The organism is Arthrobacter sp. TWP1-1 (assembly GCF_049897845.1).
GTDB lineage: Bacteria > Actinomycetota > Actinomycetes > Actinomycetales > Micrococcaceae > Specibacter.
The window spans coordinates 433,552-457,075 of record NZ_JAFCXC010000003.1; the positions used below are offsets into that span (position 1 = coordinate 433,552).

The following is a 23,524-nucleotide window of genomic DNA, read 5'->3' on the forward strand; positions in this document are numbered from 1 at the left end:
TCTCCAAGTCCTACCGGACAACACTGTCCGGTTATAGACTAGCCCTGTGTCAACGAAAACAAAAGTGAACCTAGGGCCCAGTGCCGGACCCGCCAATCGTGCCGCGCTCATCAAGGCTGCCCGTGAGGTCTTTGCCGAGTCCGGATTAGGAGCGCCGCTCAGCTCGGTGGCCCGCCGGGCAGGTGTGGGGCAGGGCAGCCTCTACCGCCATTTCCCGGACAGGATTGCCTTAGCCGTTGCGGTGTTCGATGAAAACATCGGCACCCTTGAGGAGCTGGCTGCCCGGCACGACACAACCCTGGCCGATCTTTTTGACAGCGTGGCCGAGCAGGTCATCGCCTCCACGGCCATGATCGATCTGATCGTGTCAGAGCGCGACGAACGGGCCGAACATTTAGATACCCGCATGCGAGCAGTGGCCACAGCCCTATTGGCCCGCGATCAAGCCAGCGGACGTTTTGGCCACCACGTCGAAACCGAGGATGTCATGCTGGCGATCTCCATGATGGCCCTCATGCTGGCCAGAGCGCCGGAAACGGAACGCGCGGCGGCGGCGGGCAGGGCGCGGGCCATCTTCCGCGCTGCTTTTTCACCGGTGAGCCAGCCAGGAGTCGCGTTCAGCTAGCCACCGCGCCCCGTCCACGAAAAATGCGCCCGTCCCCCACAAATGCACCCGGTCTACGGGGCGCATTATTGGGGGGCGGGCGCATTTTTGCCAGCATGAGAATCTAGCTCTCGGGGACGAACTCACCATGCCCGGCCTCGCGCAGGGCCAGCCGCAACTTTTCAGCGTTGGCGTCCAAGACAGCCGGATCGGGGTTGTTATCTACGGCGGCAAAGCTGAAGTTTTCCAGCCCATAGGCCGGGAACACATGAATATGCAGGTGCTCAACCTCAAAACCCGCAACGATCACGCCGGCGCGAGGAGCACCAAAGGCGGCCAGCTGGGCCTGCCCGATGCTCTGCGAAACGCTCATGAGCTTGGCCATGAGATCAGGCGAGGCGTCGGTCCACTTGTCCACTTCTTGGCGCGGAACCACCAAGACGTGACCATCGGTGATAGGGCCAATGGTCAGGAAGGAAACACAATCCTCGTCCTTCCAAATGAAGCGCCCAGGGATCTCACCGGCAATAATCTTGCTGAACAAAGTGCTCAAGAAATGCTCCTAAAGGGTTAGAAAGAGTTAGAGGGTAGCCACATCGAGGACAAAGCGGTACTTCACATCGCCAGCCACCATGCGATCGTAGGCCTGATCCAGCTCGGCGGCCGTCACCATTTCAATGTCTGAGGCGATGCCGTGCTCGGCACAGAAATCAAGCATTTCCTGCGTCTCGGCGATACCGCCAATCAAGGATCCGCCGTAAGCCAGGCGCCTGCGAATCAGCTGCCCCGGATCCACCGGCGGCATCTTCTCGGAAGGCAGGCCGAGCTGAATCAAGGCACCGTCGCGGGCAAGGGTTCGCAGGTAGGGGTTCAGATCGTGAACAGCTGCAACCGTGTCCAGGATGGCGTTCAGCGATCCTTTGGCCGAAGCCATCGCCGCGGGATCGCTGGACACTACAACGGTGTCGGCGCCGAGTGCCAGCGCTTCAGGGGCCTTGGCCGGTGAGGTGGTGAAGACCGTCACCGTTGCACCGAGGGCCTTGGCAATCTTGACGCCCATGTGGCCCAATCCACCCAATCCAATCACGCCAATCGCGTCGCCCTCCTGAACGTCAAGGTAGCGCAGTGGCGAGTACGTGGTGACCCCGGCGCACAGCAACGGTGCGGCGGCGGCCGGATCCATGCCCTCAGGAATGTGCACTACGTAGTTTTCATCGACAACAATGCCCTGTGAGTAGCCACCCTGGGTGATGACGTCGCCATTGCGCCGGTCAACTGCGCCGTAGGTGCCGACGTTTCCGGCTTCGCAGTACTGCTCAAAGCCCTCGAGGCAGGAATCGCATTCGCGGCAGGAGTCCACCATGCAGCCCACGCCTACGCGCTGGCCAACCGTGAAGCCTTCAACGGAATCGCCCACGCGGCTCACGACGCCCACGATCTCGTGGCCGGGCACCAGCGGGTATTTTGCCGGTCCCCATTCGGACCGGATGGTGTGCACATCAGAGTGGCACAGCCCGCAAAATGCAATGTCGATGGCAACGTCGTGAGGTCCGGGTGCGCGGCGTTCCACGGTGTCGGGGCGGAGCCCTGACGTGGCCGACGCTGCTGAATAGGCTTTAACTTGGGTCATTCCTCAACCCTATCGCCGTCGGCACCCGTAGCAACCGGACGCCCCGCCTGATTTGACCACGCCGACCATGATCCCGGATACAAAGCAGCCTTGAACCCGGCGATCTCCAGTGCGGCAATTTGGTGTGCCGCCGTCACTCCTGAACCGCAATACACGGCCACGGAACTCCCCTGCTCAACACCCAACGCCGCAAACCGCGCCCGAAGCCACGCTGCCGGCAAAAACGTCTTGTCCGGGGCGAGGTTCTCCGTGGTTGGCGCGCTCACGGCTCCCGGAATGTGCCCGGCCCGTGGATCCATGGGCTCCACCTCTCCCCGGTACCGCTCCCCCGCCCGCGCGTCGAGCAGGATTCCTGCCCATGCGGCGGCACCGTCAGCATCGATGGTTGCCTTCGCCCCATAATGTACGACGGCGTCACCTGGCTCCGCGGTTTCCTCGCCGTCCGCGAGGGGCAGTCCGGCAGCCCGCCAGGCGGCCAATCCGCCGTCGAGCAGGAAAATGTTCTCGATGCCGGAGTAGCCCAGCAGCCACCAGGCGCGGGCAGCGGCAGCCGACCCGGCGTCGTCGTACATCACAACGGTGTCCCCGTCATTGATGCCCCAGGCGCGCACGGTGGCAGCAAAGTCAGCCTCGTGGGGCAGCGGGTGGCGGCCCTCTTCGGGCCGTCCATGGGAGGCCAGCTGCGTGTTCATATCCACAAAGACTGCACCGGGAATGTGGCCGGCCAGGTAGTGGTCATGGCCATGGGGATCGCCCAGCACCCAGCGCACATCCAACAGCACGGTGCGTTTTTCGGAGGACAGGCGTTCCTGCAGCTGGGCAACGTTCATCAAGATTGACATGGCGGCTCCTCGGGAGAAATTCTTGTGATCCTCCAACTAATGTACTTCCCGGCCGACGATCACGAGAGACAAGGGCGCTGCCGCCGCATCACGATACGCTGATGAGTATGACTGCCGTACCCGTTTCCCGGTCCTGGACCCACACCGCCATTGCAACGCTACAGGCGGAGAATAACCGCTCTGCCGACACCCACCTCTATAAGATTGAGCTGCCGGAGCACTGGGGTGTCGACCTTTTTGTGAAGGACGAATCCTGCCACCGCACCGGCAGCCTCAAGCATCGACTGGCCCGCTCACTGTTCCTCTTTGGCCTTGTCAACGGGTGGATCAATGAGGGAACCACCATCGTGGAGGCCAGTTCGGGAAGCACCGCGGTGTCCGAGGCGTATTTTGCGAAGCTGCTGGGGCTGGATTTCGTGGCCGTCATGACGGCCGGGACAAGCCCGGAAAAGATCGCCCTGATCGAGCAGTTTGGCGGCCGCTGTCACTTCGTGGACCACGCGGATGAGGTCTATGCGGCAGCTGCGAGTATTGCCACCGAGACCAACGGGCATTACATGGACCAATTTACTTATGCCGAACGGGCCACAGATTGGCGCGGGAACAACAACATCGCCGAATCCATCTTCACCCAGCTGGCGCACGAGAGGTTCCCGGAACCATCGTGGGTGGTGGTGGGCTCCGGCACCGGCGGCACCTCCGCGACGATCGGACGCTACATCCGGTACCACGGTCACTCCTCGCGCTTGATGGTGGTGGACCCGGAAGGCTCGGCGTTCTACCCGGCATGGAAAAACCAGGACCTATCCGTTGTCACCGGCAACTCCTCCCGCATCGAGGGGATTGGCCGTCCACGGGTTGAGCCCAGCTTCGTCCCCGGTGTCATTGACGACATGCTGGAAATCCCGGACGCCGCCTCCGTGGCGGCCATGATGCACTTCGAGAAGCTCACGGGCCTGCACGCCGGACCCTCCACCGGGACCAATCTGTGGGGTGTGTGGCAGTTGATCGCGCAGATGGTGGCCGCAGGAGAAAAGGGCAGCATCGTCACGCTCATGTGCGACGGCGGCGAACGCTATGTTGGCAGCTACAACAACCCAGCGTGGCTGGCGGGGAAGGGCCTTGACCCTGCCCCGCACCTCGCAACCCTTGACGATTTCTTCGCCACCGGAGTGTGGCAGGGGTAGATACAATGCGGTGAACACTCGCTTTAATACCTGTTTAACGCCTTTTGGGACGCATCCTCTTGACCCTAAGTTTCGTACGCTACATCCTGAAATCAACACGCCATGGTCACCTTCATTACGTCCGCGCAATTGGGTTCTTCAACCCCATTGGAGACACTGCGAACGTCTTGATCCAGGACTAAGAGATACGTCAACGGAGAGCCGCCAAACCTCGGTTCCGAATTCGTGCTGGCTGGCATAGGAAGCGGGTTCCAGATGTTTCGCAAGGCAATGTACAACCGGGGTAGCCAAAGATCCTTCACCATGAAGAAGCGTGCCCAATGGCCCGCCAAATTGGCAGCCTCAGCCATAGCCATTGCACTTGCCGCGTTCTTCGTGGGTGCCGTGGGTGCCCCGGCGCAGGCCGCGGTACCGACAACCATAACCCTCTCGTTCGACGATGGGAACGCGGATCAACTCGCCGCAGCCACCATCATGAACACTTACGGACTTCGCGGCACTTTCTACGTGCCCTCCGGATACATCAACCAGCCCGGGTACATGACCGTGGCAAATCTTCAGACCTTGGCCGCTGCCGGGCATGAGATTGGCGGGCACACCGTGACCCACCCGGATCTGGCGACTCTGCCAAGCGACGAAGCGAGCCGCCAAGTCTGCAATGACCGTGTTAACTTGAGTAACTGGGGATTCCGCATCACCAGCTTCGCCTACCCCTTCGCTTCCCTGACCGCAGCGACGAAGACAATTGTCCAAAACTGCGGGTACAACAGTGCCCGCGGACTAGGTGACATCTCCTCACGGTTTGGCTGCAACGGCTGCCAGCTCGCGGAGACAATTCCCCCTGCCGATGCCTATGAGGTCAAAGCCCCCGACCAGGTGGACAGCACGTGGAAACTGGCTGACCTGAAGAAGTCCGTCACACAGGCGGAGACGGCAGGAGGCTGGGTGGAGCTGACCTTCCATCACATCGGCACAGGCGGTACGGACCCGCTCACCATTTCTCCAGCCCTCTTCCAGCAGTTTGCCGCGTGGCTAAAGACCCGCCCGGCAACCACCACGGTGAAGACCGTGGACCAAGTGATTGGCGGCACCGTCAAGGCACTTGTCTCCGGTCCTGCCGTTCCAGCGAAACCCGTCGGCAGCAACATGATTACCAATCCCGGGTTGGAAACCTTGACGAACGGCGTGCCCCAGTGCTGGCAGAACGGCGGTTATGGAACCAATACGGCCGCATTCAGCACGGTGTCTCCCGGGCGGACGGGAACCCGAGCAGCGAAGCTGATCGTCACTGGATATAGCAGCGGTGATGCAAAGTGGCTACCCGCATTGGATCTGGGAGGGTGCTCCCCCAATGCCACGGCAGGTCATGCCTACACATTGTCCGGATGGTACAAGTCCAATGCCCCCACCCAAATAGAGGTTTACTACAGGACAGGCCTGGGATCGTGGTCTTACTGGACGGCCAGCCCGTTCTTCGCGGCCGCAACCACTTATCAGCAAGCCTCATGGACCACGCCAGCATTGCCTGCCGGTGCCAGCGCGATCAGTTTTGGCCTGAACCTTGCCAGCAACGGAACACTCACCACCGATGATTACGCCATGTTTGATGCGGCAGCAGTTCCGCCGCCACCACCGCCAACGCCGGGGACAAACCTGGTGCAAAACGCAAGCCTGGAAACCGCCGGCACCGGCGCCTTCCCGCAATGCTGGCAGGCTTCCAACTACGGTACAAACACACCGGTCTTTAGCTCCAGCACTGCGGCTCACACAGGCACCAGGGCAGAAACCGTAGCCGTCACCGGGTACGCCAACGGAGATGCAAAGCTTCTTCCCACCTTGGACTCCGGAAGCTGTGCACCCGTGGGAATTGCCGGACACACATACTCGATGCGTGCCTGGTATAACTCAACGGTTCCCACGCAATTTGCCGCGTATTACAAGGCCGCTAACGGCACGTGGACGTATTGGACTTCGAGCCCCTGGTTCGCCTCCACGCCGAGCTACGCGCAGGCTGTGTGGACAACACCCGCACTCCCCGCCGGAGCCACAGCGATCAGCTTTGGCCTCAACGTTTTCCAAAATGGAACGTTGACCACTGATGACTACGCCCTCTACGACACCGTCGGAGCACCTGCTCCGTAATGCCAGTACACAGAAATGGCGGTCCCGCAGATGCCGGGGCCGCCATTTCTTTGCATGGACTACTTCTAGCTCAAGGGCTGATAGCCCTGTTTGGATGTCCAGCGCTTCAGGAATGCTGCCATTGCGTCCCTGTGGACCGGTTGGAAAGGCCTGTACGTACCGTCCGACCAACCTGTTGAAATGCCAGTGCAGGCCATCCACTCAACCTCGTCATGGAAGCGGGCATTGGCCGGGTTGTCCTTAAACGCCGCATATTCAGAGGGAAATTGCTGGCAGTAGGGAGTCTTCGTCATGCGGTACAGGAATGCAGCCATGGCGTCACGGTTGACGGATCCCAGTGGCCTGAAGGTGCCATCCGGATAGCCGGTAGTGATCTTGGTGGAGCTCAGCCAGGTGATTTCCTTGTAAAAGGGAGCCGTGGTGTAAACGTCGCGGAAGGGCGATTTTGCAGGGGGTGTGAATGCCGGCATGCCCGCCGCCCGGTACAGGAACGCGGCCATGGCGTCCCTGTGGATCGGTTCGAGTGGCCGGAACGTCCCGTCCGGGTAGCCCGCAGTGACGCCTCGGGCCGCCAGCCAGGTGATGTCTTCCGTGAATTGAGAGACGGCGGATACATCACTAAAAAGCGGTGCCTGAACGAGGGTGAAATCGATTCCCGGGGTAGTTCCTTCGGGCGGGACAATGACAGTGACTGATGATGCGGGGCTGGTTGCCGCTCCGTACCATTGATCCACCAAATCACTCTGGCTGACTTCTGCAGTGACCTTGACCAGGTACTGTCCTGGTGACAGTCCAGTGATCCTGAATGATCCGTCAGGGGAAATTCGGCTTCGGCCCCTGGGGTAAAAGTAGGTTTCATCGCGGGCGGACACTGTGAGGCCTGCTGTCGTGGAGCCCGCAGGAAGGTTCAGCGTCCCGCTAATGGTTGAGGATCTCCGCATGCTGTAGTCGATCCCGGTAATAATTTCTGCTGGACCGACGGTAATCCTGACGCCGTCCTCTGAATTGGCCGGACCGCAAAGGCCCTTCAGCGCACCGTCATCACCCGGTGAGAAACACAAGGTGTATGCGCCTGGCGGCAATCCTGGAAGCGTGTAGCTGCCAGCAGCATCCGTGAACCTGTAAAGAATCGTGCCTGCACCAAGGCGCGGATCATCTGGAAATGCCTCGACCCCCACATTGGCATTCGAGACTCCCTCGGGCACGGTGACTGTCCCGGAAACAGTAGCCCCCAGCGACACATTCACATTGATGCCCGAAATCGCCTGTCCAGCTCCAACGGCTACCGGCTTGGCTGTGGCCTGTGTAACGCCGCCATACCAAGCGTCGTATCCACCGCTGATGTGGCCGTTGACCCTGACGTTGTACTTGGCAGGCGTCAGGTTGTCCAGCGTGTACTTGCCATCCGGACGAACGGCCACTGAGTGTGTTGTAAGCGCGCCGTCGTCAGGAAAAGCGACAACGTACGCCTTCGAAACGTCGACCCCGGGTGCGGCTGATACTGTGCCGCTAATGCTCCCGGTGCCAGCCGCAGCGGTGGCTGGGCTGGCAGGGAGGCCTCCGGACAGGACCACGGCGGCAATAGCCAGAATTGCTGGGACCCGCCACAAACGGCGCATTGCAAAAAGTGGTGCCACGATTCCCCCAAAGACGTTCAATGACTGACAAAAATCCTGATCGAACTCTACGGGCAGTTGAAGTTCTTGCCTACTGCAGGACCCGGCGTGGGGCTAGATATCCACCGACTGCCCCGCGTTCAGGTGCCGGAATTTCACACCGTGCAGCGCCCCAATCCGGGCGATGTGGGATTCGGTGAAGGCTAGGCCGTTTTCGTTCAGCAGCGCCTCATGGATTTGGTAGGCGTGCGGGGCACGTACCGAAACTACAAAATCCACCACCTCCGAGACCTTAGACCAGGGCGCATGGACCGGCACCAGCAAGGTGCCCACGCTGACTCCGTCGGGAACAATGAGCGAATCCCCCGGGTGGTACAAGTCATCGTCGATCAGGTAACCAAGGTTGGCCACCACCGGGATGGACGGGTGGATGAGCGCGTGTTGGCCACCAAAACATTGGACAGCGAATCCGGCCGCCGTGAAGTGATCCCCGGCAGCGGCGTCGAAAATGTTGGCGGCATGGCCCGGGGCCCTCTCCCGCAGCTCGCTGGCAACACCGGCCGGGGCATGGACCGTCAGCTCGGGTGAACCCTCGAGAGCCTTGGTGAGGGCCTCGGCGTCGTAATGGTCTGCGTGTTCATGAGTTATGAGGACGGCGTCGGCACCCGCGAGGGCAGCCTCGGAGTCCGAAAAAATGCCCGGATCGAGTACCAGCACGCGGCCGTCCTGCTCGATCCGGACGCAGGCGTGGGCGAATTTTGTCAGCAACATGGTGCCATCTTAGGCCTGCAGCCCTGCCCCGGCCATGGTTACGCCAACAAGGAGGTTCCCTTCGATGGTGCGCTAGGCTGGATGACTGGATCAGCAATGAGAAAGTGAGTTGGCGCAATGAACGATGTCCCGGCCAAGGAGCAGCGCGTCACCAAGCAGCGTGTGGCCATTAGCGCCGCGATGGACACGCTTGATGACTTTGTCAGCACTCAGGAACTGCACCGGCTGCTGCACGAACAAGGCACGCCGGTTTCACTGGCCACCACGTACCGCATCCTTGCCTCCATGGCCGATGAAGGTCTGCTGGACAGCCTCCGTAACGGCGAGGGCGAAGCCGTCTATCGCCGTTGCAACGCCACCAGCCACCATCACCACCTCCTGTGCCGCAATTGCGGCAAGACGGTGGAGATCGAGGCCCCCGCTGTGGAAAGCTGGGCCGCCCGTATTGCCGCGGAAAACGGCTTCACCCAGGTCCAGCACACCGTGGAAATCTACGGCTTGTGCCCGGAGTGCTCCGCCGCCTAGATGCACTTCCACCTAGATACACTGCCGCCTAGGCGGCGATTGCTTCCTCAACGTCGCGGATGCGGGCGTTCTCGTTTGCCAGCCGGGTTTTTCGTGCGCTCCACGCATGCGTGAGTACCATCAGCAAGGCTCCCGGGACTAACCACAGGGCGAGTTTCAGAACGTCACTGCCAATAGCTTGTCCCGGGAAGTAGGCCAGGGTCTGGGCCGCGTGATGCCAGGCGGCACCATTCCAGAACGCATGGAGCCCGCCAAATAGGCCTGGCTGCATGTCAGGGCTGAAGATACCACCGGAACTCGTAAAGTTCAGGGCAACAAAGAGCAGCGTCAGTGTTGGCGTGGTCCAATGGCGCAGCAGCGGATGCAGGCCCATCCCTATCATTACGATGGCGGAGACATACACCCACGACAACAACCAGATGCCCCACAGATTGTCCTGCAACACGTTGTAAATGGGACCGGCGATGACGACGCCGATCGTGGACACAACCGCCCCGGCAAGAACGGCCAGGCCAAAGCGTGTACGCAGCCGTACCTTGCCCATGAAGCCTGACAGCGGCACCGAGCTGGCATAACCGCCAATGCTCAAGGCCACGAGCATGAAGAACAAGCCTTGGCCCGTACTGTCATGATGGCCCACAGGCACCACGTCAACCACCTGGAATGGAAGATGCTGCTCAAAGGCCACCGGCAGAAAGATCTTTTGGGTGATGCCAGCCGTGGTTTCCGAGGCTGCGCTCGAGAGGAACAAGGTAGCGCTCGCTTCACCGGAGGCGTAAGCGGCAGCCAGTTCACGCTGAGCGATCAACGCGCGGGCACTGGCTTCGTCAGGCACCGTCCGCACGTCTAGGGCCTCCCCCGCAGTGTCCTTGAGTGTCTGCGCAAACACTTTGGTGGCCGCCGTATCACCCACAACCGCCACCTGAACGTTGTGCGGCTGAGGCTCATGGAAAGCGCCAAGATAGGCCAGGCCCATGACAGCGACGAGGAAGAACGGAATCAGCATGGTCAGGCCAAGCTTTCGCCAGGCCGCTGCCGGCAGGCGCTCTGGGCGACTCTCAGGCAGCGGCAGGATCTGCGCAGGCTCCGGAGAATCCACAATGGGATCATGAATGGGATCGGGATCGATGGTGGCAAGGTAAGTGCTGTGATTCGTCATTATGATTCAAGCCTACGCCCAATGTTGCATAATGCAACATTGAATGTTGTTTCACGCAACAGGTACTAAGCTGAGGATATGGACACCACCCCGCGCGACAGCAATGTCGAAGCCGTCTTTAGCCAACTGCGCGAAATTTCCCGCCGTTCCAACGCGCGCTCTCGCCTCAGCGATCATCCGCTGACATTTGTCGAGCATTCGCTATTGCGGTTCATCGCCACCACGGCCGGCACGCGGGCCACCGACATCGCCACAGCATTCACCTTGAATCGCTCCACCGTCTCACGGCAGGTCAATACGCTGATCGAGCTTGGACTTATCCACTACCAGGACCATGAAACGGACATCAAGGACAGCTCCACGAAGAACCCGCCGTCGGGCAGGGGCCGAATCCTGGCGTTGACTGAACTTGGTCGGATCCAGCTGGCCTCGTCTACGGCAGCGCATCAAGACGTGGCCAAGGACCGTTTGTCAGCCTGGACCGATTCGGAGATCGCTGCGTTCGCGATGGCGCTTGCCCGGTACAACGAGGACGACTAGCTTTCCTGCGGTTCAGGAGGTTCAGGACCGATGGGCGGCACCAGCAGTCCCAACGGCTCCCGAACCCACCAGTCACCAGTCGCCCGCCACTCGCGCCAAGTGGTGTAGCGGTACGCGAAAACACGGGCCCGCAGTTGCAAGGGCGGCCGCCCACCAAAGGGGTCGTGCCGGAGCAACTTCAGGGTGGCCGGATCCGCCGCCAGTAATTTCCCCAGAAATGGCAGGAACCAGGCCATGCCGGGCTGCCCAAGCGCCAGGAACCACATCATCCAATCCAGCCGCAGGTGGTAAGGCGCAAATTGCCGGGGCAGGCGCGCGGGATCCCCGGGCTTGCCATGAAAACCGTATTCAAGCCACGTTCGCCCATCCCAACCCTCCACCACCACCTCGTGCCGATCGCGGGTGATGCTCCCAAAGGCGCCATAGGCGTTGCCGAGTGCCCAGCGGTTGAAGCTCCCGTTCATGACCTGATTTCGGGAGAACAAGTTCTTTAAGGGCCACCAGCTCAGCACCAGCATGAGCGCTCCCATGGCAAGCACGACGCCGATAAACCAGACTGGCATCCCCGGAACCTCAGTGCTACCGGGAAGGGAGACGGCGGAAAACGCCAGCACCACCGTCAGTGCGTTGAGCCAGGCGAAGTTGCCTGAGAGCAGGAGCCAGCATTGGGTCACGATCACCACGGCTGCTGCCCAGGTGGCGATCGGCTGCGGTGCGAAGAGCAGGAACGGCACCACCAGCTGGGCAAAGTGGTTTCCTAGCACTTCCACCTTGTGCAGCTGCTTGGCCAGATGGTGGAACCACCAGCTAAGCGGATTGGGCATGGGCTGGGTTTCGTGGTGGAAGTACAGGGCGGTCAAATCCCGCCACGCCCTGTCACCGCGCAGCTTGATCATGCCGGCGCCAAACTCGAGCCGGAACACGAGCCAGCGCAGGAGCCAGATGGTGATGACCGGCGTCGTGGTTTGATTTGAGCCAAGGAAAGCGGCAAGGAAGCCTGCTTCAAGCAGGAGGATTTCCCACCCAAACCCGTAGAAGACCTGCCCAACATTCACGATCGACATGTAGAGCAGCCACAGCGAAAGGAACACCACCATGGGCAGCCAGGGCGGGCCCTGCTGGGGCAGGCCGAGCACCACGGACATGCCCAGGACCGCCCCGGTCCACGCGACCGTGCGCAGCAATGCGTCCGAATAACGCCATTTGAAGAGTGTGGGGCCCGGCGGACGCCGCGCACGGGCCAAGTAGCGCGGGACCGGAAGCAGTCCCCGCTCCCCCAGCAAGGCAGGAAATTGCCGGGCACTGGAGATGAAGGCAATCACAAAGACCGCAGCAATGCCCCGCTGCAGGACGAATCGCGCAACGTCATAGCCGGCATCACCAAACCAAGCAGAGCCAAACCACTCCATGCATCAACGCTAGACCCAGGTAGGCCTGAACGCATACGCGAAACTCATGGTGAGTTCAGCGCATAAACGCCTCTACGCGGAACCCGCGGTGAGTTCAGCGCATAAGTTCGTGGATTACAGCGCGGGCCTGGTAGACCAGCCGCGGCGCCTGCGCCACGCGCCGACAACCCGGCACAGTACGTAGATGAGGAACGAAAGCGTCGTGACGTAGGGGCTGATCGGGATGCTTCCACCCAGTGCCAGCATGATGCCGCCCACGGTTGAGATCATGGCGAAGGCCACGCTGAGCAGCACCACCACGCGCGGGGTGGCGGTGACCTGCAGGGCCGCCGCGGCCGGTGTGATGAGCAGGGCCAAGACCAACAACGAACCAACAACTTGGATGGACAACGCCACGGCGATGCCCAGGAGGAACATGAACGCGAGCGAAAGTGTCCGCACCGGCACCCCGCGCGCGGCGGCAATATCGGCATCGACGCTGGCAAAGGTCAGGGGTCGCCAAATGAGCGCGAGTCCAACAATCACGATGAGGGCAGTCCCGGCCAGAACAGAGAGCTGCGTGGAATCAACCGAGACAATTTGGCCTGTCAGCAGGCCGAATTTGTTGGCCGAACGCCCTTCGTACAGCGAGAGGAACAAGATGCCGAGCCCCAGGCCAAACGGCATGATGACGCCAATGACGGAGTTTTTCTCCCGTGCCCGCACCCCCATGACCCCCAGCAGCAGTGCGGCGGCAATGGAACCAACAAGCGATCCAAAAATGACATCCGCACCAATCAGCAGGGCAAACGCCGCCCCTGCAAAGGACAGCTCGGCAATGCCATGGACGGCGAAAGCGAGATCGCGCATCATGACAAATGTGCCGACCAAGCCACCAACCAACCCTAGAATGGCGCCGGCCAAGAGGGTGTCGCGGAACAGTGGAAGCAATTCTGCATAATTGGAGAAGTTAAAGACAGCGTTGGTGAAGTCCGCCCAGTTCACGAGATCCCCCGGCCTTGTGCAGCGTTGATGGATGCAGCGACTTTGGCGGGTGTGTCGATTACCTGTGGTTCCTCTTCAACCTGCTCATCAATGTGGCCGTCAATGACCGAATCCGGGCGCCCAACTACCACCAGGCGCCCCTCGACGTTTAGCACCTGAACGTTGGTTCCGTACAGCTTTGACAGCACCTCTGTGCGCATGACCTCATCGGGGGTTCCGAGCGTAAATCGCCCGCCCGCCAGGTACAGGACCCTGTCAACGTGCTCCAGGATCGGGTTGATCTCATGCGTGACAAATACGACGGCGGTCCCGTTCGCCTTGGCTTGTTGGGCCACTAGTGCGCTCACGGCTTTTTGGTGATTCATGTCCAAGGACAACAACGGCTCATCGCAAAGCAAGACCTTTGGACTGGAAGCTAGGGCCTGGGCGATCCGCAGCCGTTGCTGTTCGCCACCGGAAAGCATGCCCACGGGAATCTTCCCATAGCTGGAGGCGCCGACCATGTCGAGCAGCTCGTCTACGCGATGACGGTAGGCGCGTCCATGGAGCCGAAAGCCCCATTTGTCCCCGTCGACACCTAAACCGACCAGGTCCCGAGCCCGCATGGCCGTATCCGGCGCAAAGTGCTTTTGCTGGGGAACATAGCCAATGGCGCGGCTGCCGCGTTTGGCGGGTACGCCGTCGAGCATTATCTGCCCGGAACTCAATGGGGCCAAGCCCAGCAAGATCTTCAGGAAACTGGTTTTTCCGCTGCCATTGGCGCCCAGGACGGCGAGGAATTCACCCGGGTGAACGTCGAGGTTGAGATCCTGCCAGAGCGTGCGTGATCCATATTTTAAGGTGGCCCGCTTGAGCGTAATGACCGATGGTGCCGCTTGGGTCATTTTCCGGCCACTGTATTTAGTCCTTGTTCCAAGTTCTCAACATTACCAAGCATCCAGTCAAGGTAGCTCGTGTTGGCTGGAAGGGTCTCGGAGAAGTCGACGACGGGATCTCCCGCAGCCTCGGCGGCCGCCTTGACTTGCTCGGTCTGGGTACTTTCCGTTTGGGTGTTGTAGGCCAGCACCGCCACGTCACCCGAGGCCATCATGGCAAGCACCTCGGTTACCGTTGCAGCAGGAACATCGGCACCATTTTCCACGGCCGAGGTGAATTTTTCAGGAGTCTTGTTGACTAGACCAGCCTCAGCCAGCAGGTACAGGGGAACCGGTTCGGTGACGGCGGCACCGGCACTTTCGTGTACCATCTTCAGGTCACCGAGGCGAGTCTCTAAAACCGCCAGCTTTGATTTGAACTCTTTGGCCTGATCGGTGAAGGCGGTTGCCTGAGCAGGCAGGGCTTCGCTGAAGCGGGCCGCGAGGTCGTCGGCAAGTTTTGACATGGTGGGAAGCGAGTACCAAACATGCTCATTGAAGTCTTCACCGGCATCCAGTCCGGACAGCTCGCTGACATTGACGATCTTGGCGGAATCCAGCTGCCCCTTGGCCAGCTGGGTAAAGAAATCGTCATACCCGCCACCGTTTTCGATGCCCACCTGGGCCTTTGAAACGGCCAGCTTGTCCTGCGCATTGGCCTCGTAGCCGTGAGGATCGGCACTGGGGTCGGAAATGATCGAGTGCACACTGACGAACTCCCCACCCACAACCTTCGCGATGTCCGCATAGACATTGGTGGTGGCAACCACGGAGACAGTACCTTCAGCCGCAGGAGTTGCTTCAGCCCCACCGCAGGCTGTCAGTGCGACGGAGGCAACCAGGGTTGCACCGAGAATGAGAACCGAGCGGCGGGACTGAAACATGTAATTCCTTTTCGACGTGCTAATGAGAACAGTTACCAATAGGATTTAGCATAGCCCATATTGGGAACCGTTCGCATCAGGCCCGTTTGCGATCCTGGATCTGAGTCTGCGTGGCGTCGCGAATTTCGCCTACCAGCTGCTCGATCACGTCTTCAAGGAACAGCACACCCTTGGTTTGTTCATTGGTGTCAATGACGCGCGCCATGTGGGAACCTGAGCGCTGCATGGCAGCCAACACGTCTTCAATTTCCTCGGTGGAGGAAATATTGACCATGGACCGCACGCGCCCTTCGCCGATGGGCAGCTGGTAGCGCTCCCTCGGAATGCGAAGCACGTCCTTGAGGTGCAGATAACCCATGAGGTTGCCTTCGGCATCGGCAAACACAAATCGGGAAAATCCGGTTTTGCCCACCTTGTGCTCAAAGTCCACGGGAGTGGCCTCGGTGGGCAAGGTGACCAAGGCGTCCAGTGGAACCATGATCCCGCCAGCCGTCTGGGAAGAGAACTCCAAGGCGCCCGTGATCAGGCCGGTTTGATCATCGACGAGGCCGCTTCGTGTTGATTCCTCAACAATCGACTGCACCTCTTGCAAGGTGAAGGAGGAAGAAACCTCATCTTGGGGCTCAATACCAAAGAGGCGCACAATGTGGTTTGCACTCCAGTTCAGGGCCACAATAACGGGGCGAACAACCTTGCTGACGAGCACCAACGGAGGCGCCAACAGCAGCGCCGCCTTGTCAGCAGCCGAAACGCTCATATTCTTCGGCACCATTTCGCCAAAGGTCACGTGCAGGAACGTCACGAGAGCCAACGTGATGACGAAGGCCACCGGTCCGGCAACATTGTCCTGCAGGCCAATAGCGTGCAGGGGTTCGGCCAGCAGGTGGTGAATGGCAGGTTCTGCCACATTCAGGATCAACAGTGAACACACCGTGATTCCCAATTGTGAGCAGGCAAGCATCAGCGAGACGTTCTCCATGGCGCCCAAAGTGATCTTGGCCCGCTTGGAGCCGGCATCAGCCAGGGGTTCAATCTGGCTGCGCCGGGCAGTCATAACAGCAAACTCGGCGGCGACAAAGAAGGCGTTGCCAAACAACAGCACCACGAGCCAAGCGATTCCAGCCCAGGGGTTCACTTCGAATCACCGGCTTCGTTCGTTGCTTCCGATTGGGTAGCAGTTGCTGCCGGGATGAACTGGATGCGGTCGATCCGGCGTCGCTCGATTCTTTCCACGATCAGTGATCCACCTTGAACGGGCACGGTGTCCCCAACTGCTGCGATGCGGCCCAGTTCTGCCATCATGAAGCCGCCAACAGTTTCGTAGCCTGCCTCGTCGGGGACGGTCAGGGGGCCGATGCGTTCGGAGACCTCGTCGGGGCGCATCAAGCCCGGGAAGAACCAGGTACCGTCGGCGGCCAGCAGGATTCCGGGCTTAATGCGATCATGCTCATCGGACACCTCGCCGACGATCTCCTCAACAAGGTCCTCCAAGGTGGTGACGCCCGCGGTTCCACCATATTCATCCTGGACCACGGCCATTTGCAAATTTCCCCCACGCAGTTCAAGGATCAAGGCATCCAGATGGACGGTCTCGGGCACTCGCAATACGTCTGTCATGATGGCACCCACCTCGATGCCTGTGCGCTTGTGGAAAGGAATGGAAACCGCACTTTTCAGGTGCACAACGCCCAAGATCTGATCGGCCGAATCACCAATAACGGGGAATCGGGAATACCCGGTGCGCCGGGCGACGTCAATAATTTCGGCCACCGACTTGGTGCTTTCGATGGTTTCAACACGCATGCGAGGGGTCATGACATCGGCTGCCGTGCGCTCGGAAAAGCGAAGAGTACGCGCCACAAACGTTGCGGTTCCCTCATCAAGGGTTCCCATTTCTGCGGATCTGCGCACCAGTGAAGCCAGTTCCGATGGTGACCTGGCTCCGGAAATTTCTTCCTTTGCTTCCATGCCAAAAAGGTTCAGCACCTTATTGGAAAAGCCATTCAGGACAATGACAAAGGGCTTGACCACGGCGGTGAAGAGCAGCTGTGGACGAGCCACGGCCTTGCCAATCTCAAAGGACTTGGCGATGGCCATGTTTTTGGGAACCAACTCACCGATCAGCATGGATAGCAAGGTGGCGATAAGCATTGCCAGAATCAGCGCAACGCCAGAGACAGCGAGTTCGGGAACACCCAGCGCGGCTAGGGGTGGGGCCAGCAAAACACCCAAAGACGGCTCCATAAGGAAACCGGTCAACAACGTCGTCAAGGTGATGCCCAGCTGGCAGCTGGAAAGCTGGGTGGAGAGCGATTTCAGGCAACGCAACAGCGGCGCGGCAGCCTTGTCGCCGTCGTTCACGGCCCGTTGGACCGAAGCCTGGTCAAGGGCAACAAGGGAAAATTCAACGGCCACAAAGAATCCTGTGCCGAGAATGAGCAGCAAGCCTGCTGCTAGAAGTATCCATTCCACAGTTACTGCACCCCCCTGTTCACGTTGCGCAGGAAGGCTGCGCTGAAGTGGGGGTTGGCCGCCGGCGGAGGGTGGTCGGCGCTAGGGCCGGCCGCGGTGGACGTTGTGGAACTGTGGGCACGAGTGCGGGGTTTGCCGGCATTGTCAACGCGATTGCAAGAGCTCATTTGTGAACTCCGCAAGCCGTTGCGCCGGCCCCTAGATTTAATTTCCATAGGATTTTGAGTCTACATGAGCGCATCCGCCGCCTCGTGAAGAACAGGGTAACGAGGTCATGAACAATAATTTGGCAGAGGCCTGGCGGGCTGCCCTGAACCGCCAATTAGCCCGCCAGCACACTGTGCTCCCCCAGCGAGTGAAATACGCGACTGTGGTAAACCATCGGCGCGCCCACAGTCTCCGGCGAAATAATCTCGAGAACTTCGGCGGCCAGTAGCAAGGATCCGCCAGCCGGCGTGCGGCTAAGAACCCTGCACCGCAAGGTGTATCCGCCGTGCAGGAGCAGCGGCTCGCCCGTTTCCATGCGCGACCACGCCATGGCATCGGTAAACCGCTCCGATTGCGAGTCGGCAAAAATCCGTGCCAGGTCACGATCGGTAGCTGTCAACAGGTGCACCGCTACGGAGTCGGCCGCAGCAAGGGCGGCCGCGGATCCTCTGTTGGCCGCAAGGGAGAATGCCAACAATGGCGGTTCGGCAGACACGGAGGCGACCGATGAGGCTGTGATGCCGACGGGTCCGGTGCCTGAATCTGCGGTAATGATGGCCACACCGGCCGGGTGACCGCCAAAAGCTGCCTTGAAATCACTCGTCAGCCGGGGTGCCTGAAGCTGCACAGTCATGACCACAAAATCCTCTCGCGCCCCCAGCCCGAACGGCGGGGTCTCCAAGAGACTCTAGAACCTCAACCTTAGTTGAGGTCAAATTGACGCGTCTTCGCCCTGATCTTCGTATGGAATTCGAAACCACAGATCACGCGATAAACCGGACGATTTTATCGCCTCAGCTGCAGATTGGAATTATTTGACTTGGGGCGGGCAGAGGCCAGGCGTGCGCAGTTTCACAGCGATTAAGGGTTCGTGCCGTCGAAGGCCCGTGCGCCTGGACCCTCTCCGGCCACCTGGTCCTCGGGATTCACAAAGCCACATTCGGCCAGCGAGAGACAACCGCAGCCAATGCAGCCACCCAAACTGCCTCGCAACTTTTCCAAGGCATCAATGCGGGCCGTGAGCTCGGCGTGCCAGTGTTCGGACAAGCGTTGCCAGTCTGCCTGGCTTGGCACGCCATGGTCCGGCAGTTCCTCAAAGACAGAAGCAACGAGAGAGAGTGGAATGCCTGCCCTTTGGGCGGCCCTGATGACAGCGACTCGACGCAGCTCGGAGCGGGCATAACGCCTCTGGTTCCCCGATGTCCGGGTACTGAAAATCAGGCCCTGGCGTTCGTAAAAGTGCAGCGCCGAGACGCTAACTCCTCCGCGCTGCGCAACCTGACCCACGCTCAGGAGTTCCTGCGCGCGGTGACCGGCCCCGGCGTCGTGCGTGTCAGTCATTCGTGTCAGTGACCGGCGACTTGACGAATTCCGGCAACTGCGGCGTCGAGAATTTCATTCATGCTGGCTGAAATGTCGATGACAACAGCTGCCTCGTCCGCTTCCATCGGCTCAAGTGCCTCTAGCTGCGACGCCAAGAGGTTGGGCGGCATGAAGTGGCCGGAACGGCCCTCGAGCCGGGAGCTGAGCACCTCAAGGGAACCTTCGAGGTGTAAGAAGATCGTATCCGGGGCCTTGGCGCGGATCGCATCACGGTAGCGCCGCTTGAGCGCCGAACAGGCAACCACAATGCCCTTGGCACGCGTCGTGGCCAGCTCATGGCCCACCAGATCCAGCCACGGCCACCGGTCATCGTCATTCAGGGGCGTGCCAGCCGCCATCTTGCGAATGTTTTCCAACGGGTGCAGCGAGTCTGCATCAACAAACGGGAAGTTCATAGCGTCAGCCACGAGCGTGCCGATGGTGCTCTTGCCGGCTCCCGAGACTCCCATGACCACGACGCGGATTGTGGATGACTTGGGTGTTTCGAAACGTGGCACAGCAGATTCAGGGGTGGTGTTAGGGGTAGTCATAGCCTCTTGTATATCAAATGTTGTCGCGGATCACAGAAAGGGGTTTGCGAAATGGACAGACTTGGCGATATCGCCGTACTTTCCAGAGTGTGTTGCCGGGGGCACGCAAAAGGTCTGTACGCCGCAGGCACGGTACCTGCGGCGTACAGACCTCACATCTTTAGAGCCTGGTGTCGAAGGAATTACAGAACACGTTCTCGTTGAACGTGCCCTGGAACTCGGAGAGACCCTGAATCTTTTCCACCGTGGCCCGGATGGCTTCGCGGGTGTCGGCGTGGGTGTGGATGGCCGTTTTGACCATCGGCACGTCGATGAGGTGGTTGGGCTGGTTCAGCGAGACAAACACCGTGGGCACCTCTGTCACGTACCACGGGATCTCCGCGGCCATGGGCGAGGACCACTTGACGCGGATTGCCGCCTCCTGGGCAAAGCCCTTCACGTTGGCAACCACCAGGGCGGCGTCATACTTCTCGGGGTAGTCCACAGTGGCCTCGTCGGAGATGACGGACATGAAGTTCACGCCCTGCTCCCCCGCAGCCTTGCGCTGATCGGCTGTCTTGAAGATGTGCACCTCGAAGCCCACCCGCTCCAGCTCTTCAGCCACAACGTCCAGGTAACCCAGCGGGTCCGCCATCGTGAAGTCCGAGCCGCCGGAAATGCCATACAGGCGGATCTTCTTGTGTGTGGCCGGGGTGATCGGCAGATTGTTCTGCGTGTCCTTGACCAAGGTGACAGTCTTGTCGGCGATCTCGGCGGCGATGGCGCGGTGTTCGGCGGAGCCGATCACGGCCAGGGCCTCGGCCGGCGGAACCAGCCTTGCCCTGTCCTGCACGTGCAGACCCAAAGAGGCCTTCAGCGCCAGGATGCGACGTAGCGCGTCCTGCAACCGGTCCTCGGTGATGATCCCGTTGCGGTACCCGTCGATCATGAAGCCGAAATCTTCTGCCGGGTTGCGGAAGAACAGGAACATATCGCAGCCAGCCGCGATGGCCGCAGGGACCAGGTCGCGGCGCTTCATGGCTTGCGTCATGCCGATCATCTGCGACGCGTCGGTCAGGATGAGCCCGTTGAAGCCCAACTCGCCGCGCAACAAGTCTCCGAGCAGTTCCGGAGCCAACGTGGCCGGGAGAATCTCGCCGTCGGACAATTCGGGCCGGAAGCGGCGGGACAGTGCCGGAGCGCCAATGTGACCGATCATGATCGACTGCACGCCGTGCCCGATCATTTCGCGGTACACATGCCCATACGTCTTATTCCACTCCTCATAACCAAGGGTGTTGTAAGAGGTGACCACGTGCTGATCGCGCTCGTCGATGCCATCGCCGGGGAAGTGCTTCATGGCGCAGGCGGTGGGCGACTCGCTGATGCCGTCGAAGTATTCCTTGGCCCGCTCAACCACTACCTCGGGCGTGTTGCCGAAGGAGCGGGTGGAGATGACGGTGTTGCGCCAGTTGTAGTGGATGTCAACGATCGGAGCGAACGCCCAGTTGCAGCCCAGCGCGGCGGTTTCGACGCCTGCCACCTGGCCCATCTGGCGGGCGATCGATTTGTCCGGGTGCGAGCCCGCCTGCAAATGCGTGGACACAAATGTGCCGTCATCGCAGCTGCCGGCGCCGCCCATCTCAGGGTTGGAGGCAATCAACAGCGGGATTTTCGTCTTCGACTGTGCGTGGCGAATGTGCTCCTGCACGGCCGCGGACGGACCCGGACGGTAGCGCATGCCGCCCACGTGGAACTTCTCCAGCACCTCATCGAGGTACTCGGGCGCGTAGCTGTTGTTGTGGTTGATGAACAGCTGGCCGATCTTCTCTTCCAGCGTCATCGACCCAATCGTCGACTCCACCCATGCCACCCCCGCATCGTCCAGATTGAACGGTGCGGCGCGCAAATCCACTGCGTAGGTCATTGCTTCTCCTGAAATCTCGCTTGGTCTCTAAACTGTTTGTTGCAAACGTACGACGGCGTCACTCACCAGTGCGGGGACCGGCGCCGAAATGTCAATCACCACGGCGCGTTCGTCGTCGGCGATGGCTTCCAGCGTGGCCAGCTGGGAATCGAGCAGGCCCGTTGGCATGAAGTGCCCGGAGCGGCCCTCGAGCCGTGAACCCAGTACTTCCCTAGTGCCGTCCAGATGCAGGAACACCGCATCGGGCGCCTTGGCCCTGATGGCGTCGCGGTAGCTGCGCTTGAGTGCCGAACAGGCGACGACGAGTCCGTTGGCGGAGTCGGCCAGTTCCTGACCGACGACCTGAAGCCAGGGTGCCCGGTCGTCATCGTTCAAGGGAGTCCCGGCAGCCATCTTGGCAATATTCGCCACCGGGTGGAGGGAGTCTCCGTCCGTGAACGGCAGGCCGAGCTCGTGCGCCACGAGGGCGCCGATCGTCGTCTTGCCGCAGCCGGAGACTCCCATCACCACAATGTGCTGAGCCGCTGGGGGCGCGGCGTTTGTTGCATCGATCACCAGTCGTGGACCGTTCCATCAACAAGGCGGTTGTACGGCAGGTACGCCTGCTGGTACGGGAACGCCTTAGCTGCTTCCTCGTTGAATTCCACACCAATACCCGGAGCATCACCGGGGTGGAGGTAACCATCCTTGAACGTCATGGACTGCTGGAAGACCTCGTTGGTCTTATCCGAGTGCTGCATGTATTCCTGAATACCGTAGTTGTGGATGGCCAGACCAACATGCAACTGCGCGGCGAAACCGATAGGAGAGATATCGGTGGGGCCATGGAAACCGGACTTGATCTGGTACTGCGCGGCGTAGTCCATGACCTTCTTCAACGGCGAGATGCCGCCGAAGTGAGTCGAGGCAGCGCGCACGTAGTCAATAAGCTGTTCCTTGATCAACGTCTGGAAGTCATAAACCGTGTTGAAAATTTCACCAATAGCCAGCGGTGTGGTGGTGTGTGAACGCACCAGACGCAACGCTTCCTGGTTCTCTGCCGGGGTGCAGTCCTCCAACCAGAACAAGTCATACGGCTCCAACGACTTGCCCAACTTGGCGGCCTGAATCGGCGTCATGCGGTGGTGACCGTCGTGCAGCAGCGGGATCTCCGGACCAAATTCGTTCCGGACAGCCTCGAATACTGTGGGCAGGTGACGCAGGTACGCGCGGGTGTCCCAGTCTTCTTCCTGCGGGTACGTGCCACGACCGGCGGGCTCGTAATCGTAGCGCTCCCCCGAAGCCTGAGCCTGGGCAGCAACACCGTAAACAGCCTTGATGCCCGGAACAGCTGTCTGGATACGGATGGACTTGTAGCCCAATTCCAGGTGCTCACGCACGGAATCAAAGAGCTGAGGAAGATCGGCACCGGAGGCGTGGCCGTAAGCGCGCAAACCGTTACGTGAAGCACCGCCGAGGAGCTGGTATACCGGCAGGCCAGCGATCTTGCCCTTGATGTCCCACAACGCCATATCGACGGCGGCGATCGCGGCCATCGTGACCGGGCCGCGGCGCCAGTACGAGCTGCGGTAGATGAACTGCCAGGTGTCCTCGATGCGGTGCGGATCGCGACCGATCAGCAACTGAGCAACATGCTCCTTCAAGTACGCGGCCACGGCGAGCTCGCGCCCGTTCAGGGTCGCGTCACCAATACCAACAACACCCTCATCGGTGGTGACCTTCAAGGTCACGAAGTTACGGCTGGGACTAGTGACAAATACTTCTGCGGAAACGATTTTCACGAGGGGTTCCTTCCAAGAGTTTCAGTGAGAAAAGATGA

The 23,524-nt window shown here is 60.4% G+C and carries 21 protein-coding genes and 1 pseudogene; 5 read left to right on the plus strand and 17 right to left on the minus strand.

The annotated features are described in order from the left end of the window. Positions 1-46 precede the first annotated feature (46 nt). Complete coding sequence (locus ACP7B9_RS08405) at positions 47-625, plus strand: TetR/AcrR family transcriptional regulator (RefSeq protein WP_425862450.1); 579 nt, start codon at positions 47-49, stop codon at positions 623-625. Between the two features lie 103 nt (positions 626-728). On the opposite strand, the gene ACP7B9_RS08410 is transcribed toward ACP7B9_RS08405, so the two are convergent. From ACP7B9_RS08410 to ACP7B9_RS08420, 3 genes are read right to left on the minus strand one after another with little or no spacing between them, the layout of a single operon-like run. Beyond that, entirely contained in the window at positions 729-1,157 is a 429-nt protein-coding gene (locus tag ACP7B9_RS08410) for an HIT family protein (protein ID WP_425862452.1), read from the minus strand. A gap of 27 nt (positions 1,158-1,184) precedes the next feature. After that, the gene (locus ACP7B9_RS08415; RefSeq protein WP_425862454.1) at positions 1,185-2,234 is read right to left on the minus strand and encodes an NAD(P)-dependent alcohol dehydrogenase; all 1,050 of its coding nucleotides are present in this window, start codon (positions 2,232-2,234) and stop codon (positions 1,185-1,187) included. Next, the gene (locus ACP7B9_RS08420) at positions 2,231-3,076 is read right to left on the minus strand and encodes a sulfurtransferase (RefSeq protein ID WP_425862456.1); all 846 of its coding nucleotides are present in this window, start codon (positions 3,074-3,076) and stop codon (positions 2,231-2,233) included. The genes ACP7B9_RS08415 and ACP7B9_RS08420 overlap by 4 nt, the downstream gene beginning before the upstream one ends. A gap of 107 nt (positions 3,077-3,183) precedes the next feature. On the opposite strand from ACP7B9_RS08420, the gene ACP7B9_RS08425 reads away from it, so the two are divergent. Beyond that, on the plus strand, positions 3,184-4,263 hold the full coding sequence (locus ACP7B9_RS08425) for a PLP-dependent cysteine synthase family protein (RefSeq protein ID WP_425862458.1): 1,080 nt from the start codon (positions 3,184-3,186) through the stop codon (positions 4,261-4,263). Positions 4,264-4,566: 303 nt separating this feature from the next. Next, on the plus strand, positions 4,567-6,405 hold the full coding sequence (locus ACP7B9_RS08430) for a polysaccharide deacetylase family protein (protein ID WP_425862460.1): 1,839 nt from the start codon (positions 4,567-4,569) through the stop codon (positions 6,403-6,405). Between the two features lie 65 nt (positions 6,406-6,470). Here the strand turns inward: ACP7B9_RS08430 and ACP7B9_RS08435 are convergent, their stop codons facing one another. Both ACP7B9_RS08435 and ACP7B9_RS08440 read right to left on the minus strand, forming a co-directional pair. Next, complete coding sequence (locus ACP7B9_RS08435) at positions 6,471-8,042, minus strand: S-layer homology domain-containing protein (protein WP_425862461.1); 1,572 nt, start codon at positions 8,040-8,042, stop codon at positions 6,471-6,473. A gap of 93 nt (positions 8,043-8,135) precedes the next feature. Then, positions 8,136-8,792, minus strand: a complete 657-nt coding sequence (locus ACP7B9_RS08440) for an MBL fold metallo-hydrolase (RefSeq protein WP_425862463.1) — start codon at positions 8,790-8,792, stop codon at positions 8,136-8,138. 117 nt (positions 8,793-8,909) lie between these two features. On the opposite strand from ACP7B9_RS08440, the gene ACP7B9_RS08445 reads away from it, so the two are divergent. Further along, positions 8,910-9,317: a Fur family transcriptional regulator gene (locus ACP7B9_RS08445; protein ID WP_425862465.1), complete on the plus strand. Its 408-nt coding sequence runs from the start codon at positions 8,910-8,912 to the stop codon at positions 9,315-9,317. A 28-nt stretch (positions 9,318-9,345) separates the two neighbouring features. On the opposite strand, the gene ACP7B9_RS08450 is transcribed toward ACP7B9_RS08445, so the two are convergent. Continuing rightward, positions 9,346-10,476, minus strand: coding sequence for a hypothetical protein (locus ACP7B9_RS08450; RefSeq protein WP_425862466.1), 1,131 nt, complete (start codon positions 10,474-10,476; stop codon positions 9,346-9,348). Positions 10,477-10,554: 78 nt separating this feature from the next. On the opposite strand from ACP7B9_RS08450, the gene ACP7B9_RS08455 reads away from it, so the two are divergent. Continuing rightward, positions 10,555-11,016 carry a MarR family winged helix-turn-helix transcriptional regulator gene (locus tag ACP7B9_RS08455; RefSeq protein WP_425862468.1) on the plus strand — a complete coding sequence of 154 codons (462 nt, stop codon included), beginning with the start codon at positions 10,555-10,557 and terminating at the stop codon, positions 11,014-11,016. On the opposite strand, the gene ACP7B9_RS08460 is transcribed toward ACP7B9_RS08455, so the two are convergent. The 11 genes and pseudogenes from ACP7B9_RS08460 to manD form a co-directional block, all read right to left on the minus strand. Beyond that, positions 11,013-12,425: a lipase maturation factor family protein gene (locus tag ACP7B9_RS08460; protein ID WP_425862470.1), complete on the minus strand. Its 1,413-nt coding sequence runs from the start codon at positions 12,423-12,425 to the stop codon at positions 11,013-11,015. The two genes, ACP7B9_RS08455 and ACP7B9_RS08460, sit on opposite strands and share 4 nt — an antisense overlap. 114 nt (positions 12,426-12,539) lie before the next feature. After that, on the minus strand, positions 12,540-13,409 hold the full coding sequence (locus ACP7B9_RS08465; protein WP_425862472.1) for a metal ABC transporter permease: 870 nt from the start codon (positions 13,407-13,409) through the stop codon (positions 12,540-12,542). Next, on the minus strand, positions 13,406-14,293 hold the full coding sequence (locus tag ACP7B9_RS08470) for a metal ABC transporter ATP-binding protein (protein ID WP_425862474.1): 888 nt from the start codon (positions 14,291-14,293) through the stop codon (positions 13,406-13,408). Before ACP7B9_RS08470 ends, ACP7B9_RS08465 begins: the two co-directional genes overlap by 4 nt. After that, a complete protein-coding gene (locus tag ACP7B9_RS08475) occupies positions 14,290-15,207 on the minus strand; it encodes a metal ABC transporter solute-binding protein, Zn/Mn family (RefSeq protein WP_425862475.1) in 918 nt (305 codons plus the stop codon). Before ACP7B9_RS08475 ends, ACP7B9_RS08470 begins: the two co-directional genes overlap by 4 nt. Positions 15,208-15,283: 76 nt before the next feature. Further along, the gene (locus ACP7B9_RS08480; RefSeq protein WP_425862477.1) at positions 15,284-16,342 is read right to left on the minus strand and encodes a hemolysin family protein; all 1,059 of its coding nucleotides are present in this window, start codon (positions 16,340-16,342) and stop codon (positions 15,284-15,286) included. After that, entirely contained in the window at positions 16,339-17,679 is a 1,341-nt protein-coding gene (locus ACP7B9_RS08485; RefSeq protein WP_425862478.1) for a hemolysin family protein, read from the minus strand. Before ACP7B9_RS08485 ends, ACP7B9_RS08480 begins: the two co-directional genes overlap by 4 nt. A 322-nt stretch (positions 17,680-18,001) precedes the next feature. Continuing rightward, positions 18,002-18,520, minus strand: a complete 519-nt coding sequence (locus ACP7B9_RS08490; protein WP_425862480.1) for a flavin reductase family protein — start codon at positions 18,518-18,520, stop codon at positions 18,002-18,004. A 227-nt stretch (positions 18,521-18,747) separates the two neighbouring features. Continuing rightward, positions 18,748-19,227 (minus strand): redox-sensitive transcriptional activator SoxR, encoded by a 480-nt coding sequence (gene soxR / locus ACP7B9_RS08495; RefSeq protein WP_425862481.1) that lies wholly within the window; start codon positions 19,225-19,227, stop codon positions 18,748-18,750. 5 nt (positions 19,228-19,232) lie between these two features. Beyond that, the gene (locus ACP7B9_RS08500) at positions 19,233-19,799 is read right to left on the minus strand and encodes a gluconokinase (RefSeq protein ID WP_425862482.1); all 567 of its coding nucleotides are present in this window, start codon (positions 19,797-19,799) and stop codon (positions 19,233-19,235) included. A gap of 160 nt (positions 19,800-19,959) precedes the next feature. Beyond that, positions 19,960-22,209, minus strand: a pseudogene (locus ACP7B9_RS08505) (gluconokinase, GntK/IdnK-type). A 47-nt stretch (positions 22,210-22,256) separates the two neighbouring features. Next, a complete protein-coding gene (gene manD, locus ACP7B9_RS08510) occupies positions 22,257-23,486 on the minus strand; it encodes a D-mannonate dehydratase ManD (RefSeq protein WP_425862484.1) in 1,230 nt (409 codons plus the stop codon). Positions 23,487-23,524: the final 38 nt, after the last annotated feature.

Bases quoted from the DNA above. Each gene is read 5' to 3' on its own strand.
- ACP7B9_RS08415 (WP_425862454.1), bottom strand. From the start codon at position 2,234: ATGACCCAAGTTAAAGCCTATTCAGCAGCGTCGGCCACGTCAGGGCTC.
- ACP7B9_RS08420 (WP_425862456.1), bottom strand. From the start codon at position 3,076: ATGTCAATCTTGATGAACGTTGCCCAGCTGCAGGAACGCCTGTCCTCC.
- ACP7B9_RS08425 (WP_425862458.1), top strand. From the start codon at position 3,184: ATGACTGCCGTACCCGTTTCCCGGTCCTGGACCCACACCGCCATTGCA.
- ACP7B9_RS08430 (WP_425862460.1), top strand. From the start codon at position 4,567: ATGAAGAAGCGTGCCCAATGGCCCGCCAAATTGGCAGCCTCAGCCATA.
- ACP7B9_RS08440 (WP_425862463.1), bottom strand. From the start codon at position 8,792: ATGTTGCTGACAAAATTCGCCCACGCCTGCGTCCGGATCGAGCAGGAC.
- ACP7B9_RS08445 (WP_425862465.1), top strand. From the start codon at position 8,910: ATGAACGATGTCCCGGCCAAGGAGCAGCGCGTCACCAAGCAGCGTGTG.
- ACP7B9_RS08450 (WP_425862466.1), bottom strand. From the start codon at position 10,476: ATGACGAATCACAGCACTTACCTTGCCACCATCGATCCCGATCCCATT.
- ACP7B9_RS08455 (WP_425862468.1), top strand. From the start codon at position 10,555: ATGGACACCACCCCGCGCGACAGCAATGTCGAAGCCGTCTTTAGCCAA.
- ACP7B9_RS08460 (WP_425862470.1), bottom strand. From the start codon at position 12,425: ATGGAGTGGTTTGGCTCTGCTTGGTTTGGTGATGCCGGCTATGACGTT.
- ACP7B9_RS08470 (WP_425862474.1), bottom strand. From the start codon at position 14,293: ATGACCCAAGCGGCACCATCGGTCATTACGCTCAAGCGGGCCACCTTA.
- ACP7B9_RS08475 (WP_425862475.1), bottom strand. From the start codon at position 15,207: ATGTTTCAGTCCCGCCGCTCGGTTCTCATTCTCGGTGCAACCCTGGTT.
- ACP7B9_RS08490 (WP_425862480.1), bottom strand. From the start codon at position 18,520: ATGACTGTGCAGCTTCAGGCACCCCGGCTGACGAGTGATTTCAAGGCA.
- soxR (WP_425862481.1), bottom strand. From the start codon at position 19,227: ATGACTGACACGCACGACGCCGGGGCCGGTCACCGCGCGCAGGAACTC.
- ACP7B9_RS08500 (WP_425862482.1), bottom strand. From the start codon at position 19,799: ATGACTACCCCTAACACCACCCCTGAATCTGCTGTGCCACGTTTCGAA.